This window comes from Williamsia limnetica, from assembly GCF_003217475.1.
GTDB lineage: Bacteria > Actinomycetota > Actinomycetes > Mycobacteriales > Mycobacteriaceae > Williamsia > Williamsia limnetica.
In genome coordinates this window covers 329,253-342,348 of the sequence record NZ_QJSP01000004.1, presented here as the reverse complement: position 1 = coordinate 342,348, position 13,096 = coordinate 329,253, and the positions used below count along the sequence as shown (strand labels likewise).

Here is a 13,096-nt window from a genome sequence, read left to right as displayed (position 1 = left end):
GATGAACACGACCACGTGATGGAACAAAGCTTCGATTCCAGAAGTTGAGTCCGAAGTACTTAACTTTGGAGGAAACATGACCGAACTCAACCGCCTGCCGGTGTTGTTCCTGACCGATCCTGTCCTGCTTCCCGGCATGGTGGTTCCGGTCGAGCTGGATGATGCCGCACGCGCCGCCGTCGACGCCGCCAAGGCGTCCGACGCCGGCAAACTCTTGGTCGCTCCACGCCTGGACGACCGTTATCCCGCCTACGGCGTCGTCGCGTCGATCGTGCAGCTCGGCCGGATGGCCGGCGGCCAGTCAGGCGCTGTGCTCAAGGGCGAGTCCCGCGCGCACATCGGCTCCGGGACAACCGGTCCCGGCGCGGCGCTGTGGGTCGAGATCGAAGCCGTCACAGAACCCGAACTCACCGACGAGATCCGGGAGCTCGCGAGCGAGTACAAACAGCTGGTGCTGGCCATGCTGCAGCGCCGCGAGGCATGGCAGGTCATCGACTCGGTGAACAAGCTGACCGATCCTTCGGCGTTGGCCGACACCGCCGGCTACGCGTCATACCTGACCGACATCCAGAAGCGCGACCTGCTGGAGACCCCCGACGTGGGCGACCGCCTGCGCACCCTGATCACCTGGACCCGCGACCACCTGGCCGAGGTGGAGGTCAACGACAAGATTGCCGGCGACGTCCGCGACGGCATGGAGAAGACGCAGAAGGAGTTCCTGCTGCGCCAGCAACTCGCCGCCATCCGCAAGGAACTCGGCGAAGACGAACCCGACGGCAGCGACGACTACCGAGCCCGTGTCGAGTCGGCCACACTGCCCGACAACGTCCGCGAAGCAGCGATGCGCGAGGTCGGCAAACTGGAACGCGCCAGCGATCAGAGCCCCGAAAGCGGCTGGATCCGAACCTGGTTGGACACCGTTCTGGATCTGCCGTGGAACGTCACCACCACCGACTCCACCGACATCAAGGGTGCCCGTGCGATCCTCGACGCCGATCACCACGGTCTGGACGATGTGAAGGATCGCATCGTCGAGTACCTCGCCGTTCGCGCCCGCCGGGCCGAACGCGGCCTGCAGGTGGTCGGCGGACGTGGCTCCGGTGCCGTCATGGTGCTGGCCGGGCCTCCCGGCGTCGGCAAGACGTCGCTCGGTGAGAGCGTCGCTCGGGCCCTGGGTCGCAAGTTCGTCCGCGTCGCCCTCGGCGGCGTCCGCGACGAAGCCGAGATGCGCGGACACCGACGCACATACGTAGGAGCGCTTCCGGGTCGTATCGTGCGGGCCATCGGCGAGGCGGGTTCGATGAACCCCGTCGTCCTGCTGGACGAGATCGACAAGGTGGGCGCCGATTATCGCGGCGATCCCAGCGCGGCACTGCTCGAGGTCCTCGACCCGGCGCAGAACCACACGTTCCGCGACCACTACCTCGACCTTGATCTCGACCTGTCGGATGTGGTTTTCCTGGCGACTGCCAACGTGATCGAACAGATCCCGTCGGCTTTGCTCGACCGCATGGAGCTCGTCACGATCGACGGCTACACCGAGGACGACAAAGTGGTCATCGCCCGCAACTACCTGCTGCCCCGGCAACAGGAACGCGCCGCCATCACCGCCGACGAAGTCGAGGTCACCGACGACGCGCTCCGCAAGATCGCGGCCGACTACACCCGTGAGCCCGGCGTTCGCCAGTTCGAGCGTTTCCTTGCCAAGCTGATGCGCAAGGTGACGACATCGCTGAGCGGTGCGGCAGAGGGTACAAAGATCACGGTTGATGAACCCGACCTCGTCGGCTACCTCGGCAAGCCCCGGTTCACCCCCGATTCGGAAGAACGTACGGCAGTGCCGGGCGTGGCGACCGGACTCGCGGTCACAGGGCTCGGCGGCGACGTCCTCTACATCGAGGCCGGCTCGACCGAGGGTGAAGGGCTGGTCCTGACCGGGCAGCTCGGCGACGTGATGAAGGAATCGGCGCAGATCGCGTTGAGCTACGTTCGCTCGCACGCCGCGGACTTCGGTATCGAGCCGAAGTCGCTCGAACGCAGCATCCACGTGCACGTCCCGGCCGGAGCGACACCGAAGGACGGACCCTCCGCCGGTGTCACCATGGTCACCGCCCTGGTGTCGATGGCGACAGGCCGCAAGGTGCGGGCCGACGTCGCGATGACGGGCGAGGTCACCCTCAACGGCCGGGTTCTGCCGATCGGTGGCGTCAAGCAGAAGCTCCTTGCAGCGGCGCGATCGGGAATGACCACTGTATTCATCCCGAGCCGCAACGAGCCGGATCTCGATGATGTTCCGGCCGAGGTCTTGGAAGCACTGACCGTGCATCCAATGACCGATGTCGCGGACATCATCGCCCAGGCCCTCGAGCCGATCGGCGAGGTTGCCGTCACCGCAGCATGATTCTCGGTAGCGAAAGTCGCTGAGCATCAGACAATTTCATTCAGCATCAGCAAGCCCACCCGCGTCGCGGGTGGGCTTGCTGCGTTTCCGAGGTAAACACAACATTACGAAACGAAACGGACACCGGCCGTCACACTGCCGCAACAATCCATCCCTATTTTTATGCGCGTACAAGTAATCGTATTCATGTTTCGGACATCTCGGGTTCACCGTTCCGCATCTCTCCCCTGTTTGCGCACGACAATCGAAAGGTCGGCACATGCCGCAATCTGACGCTTCACCACCGAGGCCTCGTTTCCGCCGGTCGGCTCTCATCGCCCCCGCCGCGCTCACCGCGGTGGCCCTTGTCCTCACTGCCTGCGGCAGCTCGGCGAGTGAGGAGACCAGCAGTTCGGCAACGTCATGCGTGGACACCTCGGGCAGCACGGTCAAGGTCGGTTCGCTCAATTCCTTGTCGGGAACCATGGCGATTTCCGAAGTCACCGTGCGTGATTCGATCGCCCTCGCGGTCGAGGAGATCAACGCCGCAGGTGGCGTCATGGGCAAGCAGGTGGAGATCATCGGAGAAGACGGCGCCTCCGAACCCACCATCTTCGCCGAAAAGGCCGAAAAGCTGATCAGCAGCGACTGCGTCGCAACGGTATTCGGTGGCTGGACCTCATCGAGCCGCAAGGCGATGCTCCCGGTGTTCGAGGACAACAACGCACTGCTGTACTACCCCGTGCAGTACGAGGGTCTCGAGTCGTCGAAGAACATCTTCTACACCGGCGCAACCACGAATCAGCAGATCGTCCCAGCCCTGGACTACCTGAAGGAGAAGGGCGTCAAGTCGCTCTATCTGGTGGGCAGTGACTACGTGTTCCCGCAGACCGCCAACCGGATCATCAAGGCCTACGCCGAAGCAAACGGCATGGAGATCAAGGGCGAGGACTACACCCCGCTCGGATCCACCGACTTCTCCACCATCGTGAACAAGGTCCGCACCGCTGACGCAGATGCAGTGTTCAACACCCTCAACGGCGACTCGAACGTGGCGTTCTTCCGCGAGTACAACAACGTGGGCCTGACGGCCGCAGACATGCCCGTCGTGTCGGTGTCCATCGCCGAAGAGGAAATCGGTGGCATCGGCGTACAGAACATCGATGGACAGCTCACCGCATGGAACTACTACCAGACGATCGACACACCGGTGAACAATGCCTTCGTCGCCGCGTACAAGGCGAAATACGGTGCGAACAAGCCGACCTCGGATCCGATGGAAGCTGCCTACGTCTCGGTGTACCTGTGGAAGAACACCGTCGAAAAGGCACAGTCATTCGGAGTGCCCGAAATCCAAGAAGCCGCTGGCGGCGTGACATTCGATGCTCCCGAAGGCCTGGTCACCATCGACGGTGCGAACAACCACATCACGAAGACCGCACGCATCGGCGAGATTCGTCCAGACGGTTTGATCTACACCATCTGGGAATCACCGCAGCCGATCCAGCCGGATCCCTACCTCAAGGGATACCCCTGGGCGGAAGGTCTGGGCGGCTGAGCAATCGGTTCTGACATCAACTCACGAGGAAGCCGGCAAGTTGTGATCGGGAAGGGACAGCCATCGTGGATGTGCTGATCGGACAGACGTTCACCGGGCTCAGCCTGGGGTCGATCCTGCTACTGGCGGCGTTGGGACTCTCACTGACCTTCGGTCAGATGGGCGTCATCAACATGGCCCATGGTGCGTTCATCATGACCGGGTCATACACCGCTTATGTGGTGCAGGAGTACGTGATCTCCAATACCGGTGTTTCCCTGATCGTCTCGCTCTTTGTCGGCTTCCTCGTGGGTGGCCTGATGGGGGTGGCGCTCGAAGTCACCCTCATCAAACGCATGTATCACCGACCACTCGACACCTTGCTGGTCACCTTCGGTGTCGGGTTGGTGCTGCAACAGGCCGCCCGCGACATCTTCGGCGCACCCGCAGTCAACGTCGCCGGCCCGGAATGGCTCAGCGGAGGTGTCGAGATACTGGGCGCTGTCGTCCCCAAGAGCCGGATCTTCATCATGATCCTCGCGGTGGTCTGCGTGACCGCCCTCGCCGCGACGATGAAGTACACCTCCATGGGACGCCGGATCCGAGCGGTCGTCCAGCATCGCGAATTGGCGGAGACCAGCGGCATCTCCAGCCGCAAAACCGATATCACCACCTTTTTCATCGGCTCCGGCCTCGCAGGCATCGCGGGCGTCGCGCTGACCCTGATCGGCTCGACCAGTTCCAATACCGGAACCACCTATCTGATCGATGCCTTCCTGGTCGTGGTCATCGGCGGCCTCGGACAGATCAAGGGCGCCGTCATCGCGGCCCTCGCGCTCGGATTGCTGAACTCCTTCATCGAATACAACACCACCGCCTCCGCTGCGAAAGTCGTCGTGTTCGTGCTCATCGTGATCTTCCTGCAGATTCGCCCGCAGGGACTCTTCACCGTCAAGACGAGGAGCCTGGTGTGAAACAATTCGTATCGACTCGCTGGCAGGTCTACGCAGGTTTCGCGATCGCAGCGGTGCTGCTCTTTGCCGTCGCCCCTGCCGTTCTCAGCGACTTCCGGCTCAACCTGCTCGGCAAGTTCCTCTGCTTCGGTATCGTTGCGGTCGGCATCGGATTGGCATGGGGCCGAGGGGGAATGCTCGTCCTCGGCCAGGGCGTGTTCTTCGGTCTCGGCGCCTACATCATGGCGATGCACCTCAAGATCTCCGATGCCGAACTCCGCGGCGACACCGTGCCCGACTTCATGCAGATCGCCGGGATCGCCGATCTGCCCGGATACTGGCAACCGTTCACCTCGCCGGTCGTCACCATCCTCGGCATCATCTTCATCCCCACCGGGGTCGCGGTGGTCCTCGGTCTCGGCATCTTCAAGCGCCGGGTCAAAGGCGCCTACTTCGCGATCCTGTCGCAGGCGTTGGCCGCCGCGTTCGCCATCCTGCTGGTCGGTCAGCAAACGACCGGGGGTAGCAACGGGCTCAACCGCTTTCGGAGCTTCTTCGGGTTGGCGCTCAATGACCCGGCCAACAAACGACTTTTGTTCTTCATCGCGGCCGCCGCGTTGCTGATCGTCGTCGCCGTCACGCGGCAGTTGATGTACAGCCGCTACGGTGAGCTGCTGGTCGCGGTCCGCGACCAGGAAGAGCGCGTTCGCTTTCTCGGCTACGACCCCGCCAACATCAAGCTGGTTGCCTACACTGTCGCGGCACTGTTCGCGAGTATCGCAGGCGCACTGTTCGTTCCGGTCGTCGGAATCATCTCACCCGCCGACGTGGGCATCGTCCCGTCGATCGCCTTCCTCATCGGCGTCGCCATCGGTGGCCGCACCACTCTGCTCGGGCCGGTCCTGGGCGCCATCGGTGTCGCATGGGCTCAGACCAACCTGTCGGAAAGCTTCCCTTCGGGATGGGTCTACGCCCAGGGCCTGCTCTTCATCGTCGTCGTCGGGTTCTTCCCTGCCGGCCTGGCAGGCCTCGGCGCGCTGGCGAGATGGCGCCGAAAACGAGCCGAACCCGATCCGCCCGACCCTGAGCCGGACAAGGCCGAAGCGACGCCGGTGGGAGCATCCTCATGAATCCGAACGAATCACCCGTCATCGACAAGGCTCCCGTCCTCGGCGGCAACGCCGGCATGTCCAGCGACTACCTCCAGGTCCGCGGGCTATCGGTCAGCTTCGACGGCTTCAAGGCGGTGACCGACGTCGATCTGACTCTCTTGCAAGGCGATCTACGGTTCCTCATCGGGCCCAACGGCGCAGGCAAGACAACCATCATCGACGCCATCACCGGACTCGTCCCGGCAACGGGGTCGATCCAGAAGTCCGGCGTCGAACTCGTCGGCAAGAAAGTGCACCGGATCGCGCGCCTCGGTGTCGGACGTACGTTCCAGACGGCCAGTGTGTTCGAGCAGCTCACCGTCCTACAGAACCTGGACATCGCCGCAGGTGCGGGCCGCTCGCCCATGACATTGCTGCGACGTCGATCCGGCATCCTCCCTGAGATCGAGGAGGCACTGGAAACCATCGGACTGCAGGGCCTCCGCGACAAACCGGCAGGGGTACTGGCACACGGACAGAAGCAGTGGCTCGAGATCGGCATGCTGCTGGTCCAGAACGCGTCGGTGCTGCTGCTCGACGAACCGGTGGCCGGAATGAGCCATGAAGAACGTGAAGAGACCGGAAACCTGCTGCGCCGCATCGGTGGCGAACGCACAGTCGTGGTGGTCGAACACGACATGGACTTCATGAGAGCCTTCGCGACCTCCGTGACCGTCTTGGCCCGCGGCAAGGTGATCGCCGAGGGATCGGTGGCCGAAGTGCAGGCGAATCCCCAGGTACAGGAGGTCTACCTCGGCACCGCTGCAGGCGGCGCCGAACTCGAAGAAGTCGCCGCCGAAGCCGAAGGGACCGCATGATGCTCGAATTGATCGACGTACGAACCGGTTACGGTCGCTCCGAAGTCATCCACGGCGCGAGTATCGAAGTTCCGGCCGATGGTGTCGCAGCGGTCATGGGACACAACGGAGCCGGCAAGACCACCCTGCTGCGCGCAGCAGTCGGACTGCTGAAGGTCACCCAGGGAACGGTTATGTTCGACGGCGCCGACATCACCTCGATGCGTCCCAGTGCCCGCGTCAAGATGGGTCTGGCCTACGTCCCGCAAGGTCAGCAGAGCTTCGGCTACTTGACCACCGCGGAGAACCTCCAGGTGGTCGCCGATGGCCGCAAGCGCGGGAAACAGCTCATCGACGAGATGCTGGATCTGTTCCCTGCGCTCAAGGACCTCCTCACCCGTCGCGCCGGCTTGCTCTCCGGTGGTCAACGGCAGCAGCTGGCCATCGCCCGTGCGCTGATCACCGAGCCCACCATGCTGATCCTCGACGAACCGACAGAGGGCATCCAGCCGTCCGTCGTCGCGGAAATCGAGAACACCATCAGCACTCTGACCCAACGCGGCGGTATGGGCGTATTGCTGGTCGAACAGCAGATCGGCTTCGCTCTGGAAGCCGCCGGTCGCTATTACATTCTCGAGAGCGGCCGGATCACCTCGACCGGCGAAGGTGGTTCTGGGGCAGAGGCAAGTGTCCGCGAGGCGATGACCATCTGAGTTCTCCGAACATCCGGTACCTGGCGCAAATAAGCGGCGCGCCTGGGCTGTGTATCGCAGACTGAGGAGATGGCGTACGACGACGACCTCGCGAACCGGATCCGTGAACTGCTCGGTCCTGAGCCGGGACTGTCCGAGAAGCGCATGTTCGGTGGCCTCGCATTCCTGGTCAACGGTCATATGGCCGTCGCCGCCAGCGGGCAGGGTGGACTCATGGTCCGCGTGAGCCGAGACGAATACGAAACGCTGCTCACCCGCACGTTCGTGTCACCGATGATGATGCGCAACACGGAAACCCGTGGATGGCTCCGCGTCGATGCAGGCGGCTTCAAGACCAAGCGGCAGCTGCAGACCTGGGTTGCGCGTGGTGTCGAACAGGCCCGGCTCGCGACCTGAGCGCCACCGAGGACAACGCTGTCAAAGGACAACGTCGTCACCGTCCGAGCATCAGCAACCCGAGCGCGATGACGATGCCGTAGCCGGCGAAGCTCACAATCGTGTGGGATCCGGAACTGATGCGTGCCCCGAGCCGGAAGCCGGCTCCTGCCAACAGGAGTTGCCACATGAGCGACGCTGCCGACACACCCAGCACGAACATCGTCCCGGTGGTGATCTCTCCTCGCGGCAACGTGGCGGCCAGTGCGGTGAAGTAGAGCAGGGTCACTGGATTCACTGCTGTCAGAGCGACAAAGAGCGCGAACGTACGCGGATGTGACGGCGCCGCGAATGGAGAACGGGCGCCGGTCACCTCGCCGCGCGTCCGGAACATCCCCCACGCTCCCACAGCGATCAGCACCAAGGCGGCAACAGCCGTGGGCGCCCCACCCGCCGCCTCGAGCCACCGCGCGATCAATCCGCCGAGCACGAGCGCCGCAACGCAGTAAGCCGTATCGACCATCGCCACCGCCGAAGCGGCCACTGCACCCGACCGAAGGCCCGAGACAGCGCTCTGTCGGACGATGAGGATTCCGATGGCGCCGAGAGGCACGGCGACGCCCAGTCCGGCGAGCATCCCGGTTCCGAATGCGCTGGCGATCGACATGGACAAAGTTTGGCGCGTGGCTGGGTGAGTGACCGAACGATGTGCGGCGGGACCGTTATTGTTCTCGTATGGACGCGATTGACGGCGCAATTCTAGCGATCTTGCGCGGGGATGCGCGGATTTCGTTTCGCGCCCTCGGTGAATCCGTGGGCCTGAGCACCAGTGCCGCGGCCGCCCGCGTACACAAACTCGAGTCGGACGGGACGATCGTCGGATATCGGGCGGTGATCGCCGACCACAGCAGTCGTGCGCCCGGTGGACTGGAGGCTTTCATCGATGTCCGGCTAGGCGCCGACACCACCTACGACGCTTTCCTGGGCCGCATCGAGCACCTTCGTGAGATCAGGGACGCGGTCCACATGACCGGACCCTACGACTACCTACTGCACATTCAGGTCGTCGACACCGCACACCTCGATCGATTCCTGCGAGCGCTCAAGTCCGAAGCGGGTGCAGCGCAGACGCAGACGCGGATTGCGCTGCGCCCGACCTGATCGGGGAAGTGCCCGCTCTGGTCCTCACGAACACCACGGCGGTGGCGATCGTCGCCTCCACCACGGCCGCTCCCGCCGCGATCGCGGCGACCGTGCTCCCGGAGTGAGACGACATGTCCATGGCGGGCTGGGCACCGTGGACGTGCGTGCCACCGCCCATCAAGAACAGGTGAAGCCCGACCATCCCGAGGTTCATGACGGCCACCAGGCCCCAGTCCCGGACCGATGCCGGACCCCACAGATGCCAGGCGCAATACACACAACCCGCGGCCATCGCCGCCATGACGCCCATCATGGCCGGCGACGACCCGTGCCCGCCGAGCACCAACAGATGGAGCACGGCCGAGGTGGCACCGAGCATCGCCACCCCGCGCCGTACGACAACAACCGGTGCGGCCACGATCAGTCCGCGCAGCAGTGCTTCGTCGGGGACGCCGGCAGATCCAGGGACGGGTTGCGATCGAAGAAGTTCACCGGCTTGAGCTTGAACCCCGCATAGTCGACCGGCATGACCGGCCAATCCTCGGGACGCGGAAAGTGCGTCAACCCGAAGGTGTGCCAGAGGACCACGTCTTCACCATCGACACTGCGGTCTTGCGCCACGAAGGCCGGGAGACCCGCCTGGCCGGGATGCTGGTTCACGAAATCTCCTGCCGGGTAACGCTCGTCGTCCGCGTAGCGGGTGACCCACAGATGCTTGGTCGCGAACGCCGCACGCCCCGCGATGGAACTGGCCGGGTCTGCGAGCAACACTGGCTGGCCCTCGGGATGCAGAGCGTATCCGACATCCTGCCCGAGCCGGTTTTGTTTGGTCGGATTCGTGACGTGCCAGACGCGGGCCTTGAGGTTGTCGGCCAGACGTTGGGCGTCGGACTCTTTGCTCAGGCGCGTCTTCTGCGCGCGGAACGCGTTGCCCCACGGGTTCTCCGGACCCATCGGCACCGGGACCGCGTCCACTTCGTCGACGGCGTTGACCGACCCGTCGACGGCCATGTCGAGTCGCGCGGAGAACAGATGCTGGTGGAACGGGGCTCCGAGGCCGGGCGCCATCTCGGTCGAATAGCCGTCTTCCCCGCGGTAGGCCGACGTGAAGACGATTCCGGTGGCCTTCGCCTCGAACTCGATGGTGCCGTCGAGGTACAGGTACCAGTAGAAGCCGTAGTCGTAGTTACCGATGGTCAGGAAGAAGGAGATGACCAGCCGGCGCGACCTCCGGGTCTCGGTCATGCCGTTGAACATGTCGGTGTGCTTCCAGAGCACGCCGTAGTCCTCTTCGTGCAGGCAGATGGCATTCTTCATCGCTCGCGGCTTGCCGGATTCATCGGCGATGGTGACGTCGAAATACTGGATCTCACCGAGGCAGTCGCAGCCGAGTTCGAGCGAGTTCGTGTAGCGGCCGAACAGGTACTCGCCCTGATCGAAGTAGTTCTGCCAATACCGAACCGGTGACGGGTCGGCGTAGGGAACAACCATTTCCGCGATCGAGGCCCGGTAGATGACCGACCGGTCGACGCCCCCATCGGCGAACGACAGCTGGTGCAAGGTCAACCCCTCGCGCACGTCGAACCCGAACCGGAACTTCCAGTCGGCCCAGGTGATCTGGTTGCCGTGGACACTGAAGCTCGCCCCGTCGGGTTGGGTGATCTCGATGGGCTTGAGGTCCGTTCGCGGGGCGCTCGCGTGCGGTGCGGCATTCCACTCGCCGCGCTCGGCCGGCACGGGCAGCTCGATCTCATCGACCACCTTGGCGATCCGGCGTTCGGTCAGATTCACGTAGGCGACGACACCGTCGATCGGGTGAGCCCACGGTAGATCAGCGCAGTCCTCCTGAAAGAAGGCCAGTACCCGGACAATCCGCTGCCCCACCTCGTCTTCGTGGCCGAACACGCCGGCCGACAGCGGAACCGCACGCACCTTCGAGGGATCGATCGAACGCTTCTCCATGGCCGCCAGCCAGTCCGGGCTCTCGAGCAGGAACGACTCGATGTCTTCGAACTCCACGTCGAGGATCGGGACGTGGCCGTCGGCGGTGGAGTCGACCTCGGTGCTCGTGACCACGCTACGCTGCGTCACCGAGACGACGGTGTCGGTGCCGAGCCCGGTCGCGCGATCGAGGAGCAGAACGCGCAGTCGCCGCTCGACATCGTCACCGTCTTTGTGGCCCAGCACTGCTGCCTTGGCGGGCTCTTCGAGTCCGACGTATACGAAGCGGGTGCTGTCGTTGACCAGACCCTCACCGGCGAGGACCTCACGGGCGGTGTCGATCTCGTCTGCCGTGAGCGGCGCGAGTGGATGGGTGGTGCGTACGAGTGCGGTACTCATCAGATGTTCTCCTTCTCGAGGGTGTTGTCGGTGGTGGTGTCGATACGGGCAGCGTGAGGGCGCATCACCGCGACGGCCACTCCGCCGGCAAAGGTGGCGAGCAGGATCACTCCGATGATCGCGGCAAGGGTTGTCGATCCGCCTACCAGCAGCGGAAGATTTCGAATTGTCATGTACAGCAGCGCAAGCAGTCCGATCAGTCCGATGGCCGGTGCGATCACGGTGTTCCAGATCCTGGTGTCGGCACGGGTGCGGCGGAAGTACACCAACACGGCAATCGACGTGAGGACCATCAGCGCCACCACCCCGACCGCAGCGACGCCGGCGTACCAGGCGAACACCTCGGTCACAGGATCGAGACCAGCGAGCGCCGATACGCCGACCAGGATCGCGGCCGTCACGGTCTGGACGACAGAGGCGATGTGCGGGGATTCGTGCTTCGAATGGGCCAGCCCGCACTGACGTGGCAACGCCTTGCTGTTGCCCAGCGAGAACATGTACCGAGACAAGACATTGTGGAACGAGAGCAGAGCGGCGAACAGGCTGGTGATCAGCAGGATCTGAACCAGGTCACCCGCAACGGACCCGACGTACTCGGTGGCGGTCTCGGTGATCATCCCTTCCGGGTTGGTGCCGGCGAGTTCGACGGCGCCTTCGTCACCCCAGGCACTGACCATCGCCCAGCTCGAGAGGGCATAGAACCCTCCGATCACGAGTAGGGCGAGGTAGGTGGCCCTGGGAATCGTCCGCTCCGGGTCCCTGGCCTCATCGCGGAAGACAGCGGTGGCCTCGAAACCGATGAATCCGGCGATCGCGAAGATGAGCGCGATACCCGGTGCACCGGAGAAGAATTCGGACGGCTGGAACATCGCGGTGGACATACCGGTGTCGCCGCCACCCTGACCGATCACCGCTGCATCGATGACCAGCACGATGCCGACCTCACAGACGAGGAGGACAGCCAGCACCCGACCGGACAGATTGATGTGCCGATATCCCAGCACACCGACCACCGCCATCGACAGCAATGCCCACAGCCACCACGGGACCGACGGTCCGCCGTGCGAGGTGACGAGGTCGTTGATCGCAGCACCGATGTACCCGTAGACGGCGCCCTGCACCGCTGTATAGGAGATCAGGGCGAGGAACGCGGTGCCGAGTCCGGCGTGACGGCCGATCCCCTCTGTGACATAGGTGTAGAAGGCACCGGCGCCGGGGATGTACCTGCTCATCGCGGTGAACCCGACCGCGAAGAACATCAGGACCACCGTGCACACGATGTAGGAGGCCGGGAAGGCCGGCCCGTTGCCGGCGGCGATGCCGAGCGGCACGGTACCTGCGATCACGGTCAGCGGCGCCGCTGCGGCGACAACCATGAAGACGATGGCGGCGGGTCCGAGGGTGCCCGCCAATCGTCGCGGTGGAGTACTCGCGGCGGTACCGGGCGGTACCTGTGCGTTGAGGGTCATGTTTCGGCTTTCTGGTTCGCGTCGGGAAGGTTCGGAAAGAGAATGTGGTCATCGTGGTGCGACAGATTGTCGGCACCGTTGCGCGTCGGTCACGTTCTGCTGTGCTCTGAACGAGAAGGCGGCGGTGATCGGTTCTCATTCGGCCGATACGCCACCCACCCGGGTACCAAATCTGTTGCGGTGAATCATTTTTCACCGCCGTTGTCGAGCTCATCGGGTTGCTCTGGTTCGGACGTTA

At 63.9% G+C, this 13,096-nt stretch carries 12 protein-coding genes and 1 pseudogene; 9 read left to right on the top strand and 4 right to left on the bottom strand.

Going from position 1 to position 13,096, the window contains the following annotated elements; translation table 11 throughout:
* Positions 1-76 precede the first annotated feature (76 nt).
* The 7 genes from lon (at position 77) to DFR67_RS08945 (ending at position 7,927) form a co-directional block, all read left to right on the top strand.
* Positions 77-2,401 (top strand): endopeptidase La, encoded by a 2,325-nt coding sequence (gene lon / locus DFR67_RS08975; protein ID WP_110469168.1) that lies wholly within the window; start codon positions 77-79, stop codon positions 2,399-2,401.
* Between the two features lie 259 nt (positions 2,402-2,660).
* Positions 2,661-3,938 (top strand): urea ABC transporter substrate-binding protein, encoded by a 1,278-nt coding sequence (gene urtA / locus DFR67_RS08970; protein ID WP_110469167.1) that lies wholly within the window; start codon positions 2,661-2,663, stop codon positions 3,936-3,938.
* Positions 3,939-4,003: 65 nt separating this feature from the next.
* Positions 4,004-4,891, top strand: a complete 888-nt coding sequence (urtB, locus tag DFR67_RS08965; protein ID WP_110469166.1) for an urea ABC transporter permease subunit UrtB — start codon at positions 4,004-4,006, stop codon at positions 4,889-4,891.
* A complete protein-coding gene (gene urtC / locus DFR67_RS08960) occupies positions 4,888-6,000 on the top strand; it encodes an urea ABC transporter permease subunit UrtC (protein ID WP_110469165.1) in 1,113 nt (370 codons plus the stop codon). The genes urtB and urtC overlap by 4 nt, the downstream gene beginning before the upstream one ends.
* Positions 5,997-6,839: an urea ABC transporter ATP-binding protein UrtD gene (urtD, locus tag DFR67_RS08955; RefSeq protein WP_110469164.1), complete on the top strand. Its 843-nt coding sequence runs from the start codon at positions 5,997-5,999 to the stop codon at positions 6,837-6,839. The genes urtC and urtD overlap by 4 nt, the downstream gene beginning before the upstream one ends.
* Positions 6,839-7,531, top strand: a complete 693-nt coding sequence (gene urtE, locus DFR67_RS08950) for an urea ABC transporter ATP-binding subunit UrtE (RefSeq protein WP_110469260.1) — start codon at positions 6,839-6,841, stop codon at positions 7,529-7,531. The genes urtD and urtE overlap by 1 nt, the downstream gene beginning before the upstream one ends.
* 69 nt (positions 7,532-7,600) lie before the next feature.
* Positions 7,601-7,927 carry a TfoX/Sxy family protein gene (locus DFR67_RS08945; protein WP_110469163.1) on the top strand — a complete coding sequence of 109 codons (327 nt, stop codon included), beginning with the start codon at positions 7,601-7,603 and terminating at the stop codon, positions 7,925-7,927.
* A 37-nt stretch (positions 7,928-7,964) separates the two neighbouring features.
* On the opposite strand, the gene DFR67_RS08940 is transcribed toward DFR67_RS08945, so the two are convergent.
* Entirely contained in the window at positions 7,965-8,573 is a 609-nt protein-coding gene (locus tag DFR67_RS08940) for a hypothetical protein (protein ID WP_110469162.1), read from the bottom strand.
* Positions 8,574-8,641: 68 nt separating this feature from the next.
* Here DFR67_RS08940 and DFR67_RS31490 point away from each other — a divergent pair.
* Both DFR67_RS31490 and DFR67_RS31485 read left to right on the top strand, forming a co-directional pair.
* A pseudogene (locus DFR67_RS31490) lies at positions 8,642-8,770 on the top strand (AsnC family protein); the annotation flags it as partial.
* Between the two features lie 30 nt (positions 8,771-8,800).
* Complete coding sequence (locus DFR67_RS31485; protein ID WP_425451263.1) at positions 8,801-9,067, top strand: Lrp/AsnC ligand binding domain-containing protein; 267 nt, start codon at positions 8,801-8,803, stop codon at positions 9,065-9,067.
* On the opposite strand, the gene DFR67_RS08930 is transcribed toward DFR67_RS31485, so the two are convergent.
* Genes DFR67_RS08930 through DFR67_RS08920 form a run of 3 tightly spaced genes read right to left on the bottom strand, consistent with a single transcriptional unit; the run spans position 9,009 to position 12,858 of the window.
* Positions 9,009-9,467, bottom strand: coding sequence for a hypothetical protein (locus DFR67_RS08930; protein WP_146240404.1), 459 nt, complete (start codon positions 9,465-9,467; stop codon positions 9,009-9,011). The genes DFR67_RS31485 and DFR67_RS08930 overlap by 59 nt on opposite strands.
* Positions 9,468-9,469: 2 nt before the next feature.
* Entirely contained in the window at positions 9,470-11,389 is a 1,920-nt protein-coding gene (locus DFR67_RS08925) for a primary-amine oxidase (protein ID WP_110469159.1), read from the bottom strand.
* Positions 11,389-12,858, bottom strand: a complete 1,470-nt coding sequence (locus DFR67_RS08920) for an APC family permease (protein WP_110469158.1) — start codon at positions 12,856-12,858, stop codon at positions 11,389-11,391. The genes DFR67_RS08925 and DFR67_RS08920 overlap by 1 nt, the downstream gene beginning before the upstream one ends.
* Positions 12,859-13,096 lie beyond the last annotated feature (238 nt).

What these genes read in the sequence shown, in the direction of transcription:
- DFR67_RS08920 (WP_110469158.1), bottom strand. Translation starts at nt 12,858, where the DNA reads ATGACCCTCAACGCACAGGTACCGCCCGGTACCGCCGCGAGTACTCCA.
- DFR67_RS08945 (WP_110469163.1), top strand. Translation starts at nt 7,601, where the DNA reads ATGGCGTACGACGACGACCTCGCGAACCGGATCCGTGAACTGCTCGGT.
- urtD (WP_110469164.1), top strand. Translation starts at nt 5,997, where the DNA reads ATGAATCCGAACGAATCACCCGTCATCGACAAGGCTCCCGTCCTCGGC.
- urtA (WP_110469167.1), top strand. Translation starts at nt 2,661, where the DNA reads ATGCCGCAATCTGACGCTTCACCACCGAGGCCTCGTTTCCGCCGGTCG.
- lon (WP_110469168.1), top strand. Translation starts at nt 77, where the DNA reads ATGACCGAACTCAACCGCCTGCCGGTGTTGTTCCTGACCGATCCTGTC.
- DFR67_RS08925 (WP_110469159.1), bottom strand. Translation starts at nt 11,389, where the DNA reads ATGAGTACCGCACTCGTACGCACCACCCATCCACTCGCGCCGCTCACG.
- DFR67_RS08940 (WP_110469162.1), bottom strand. Translation starts at nt 8,573, where the DNA reads ATGTCGATCGCCAGCGCATTCGGAACCGGGATGCTCGCCGGACTGGGC.
- urtE (WP_110469260.1), top strand. Translation starts at nt 6,839, where the DNA reads ATGCTCGAATTGATCGACGTACGAACCGGTTACGGTCGCTCCGAAGTC.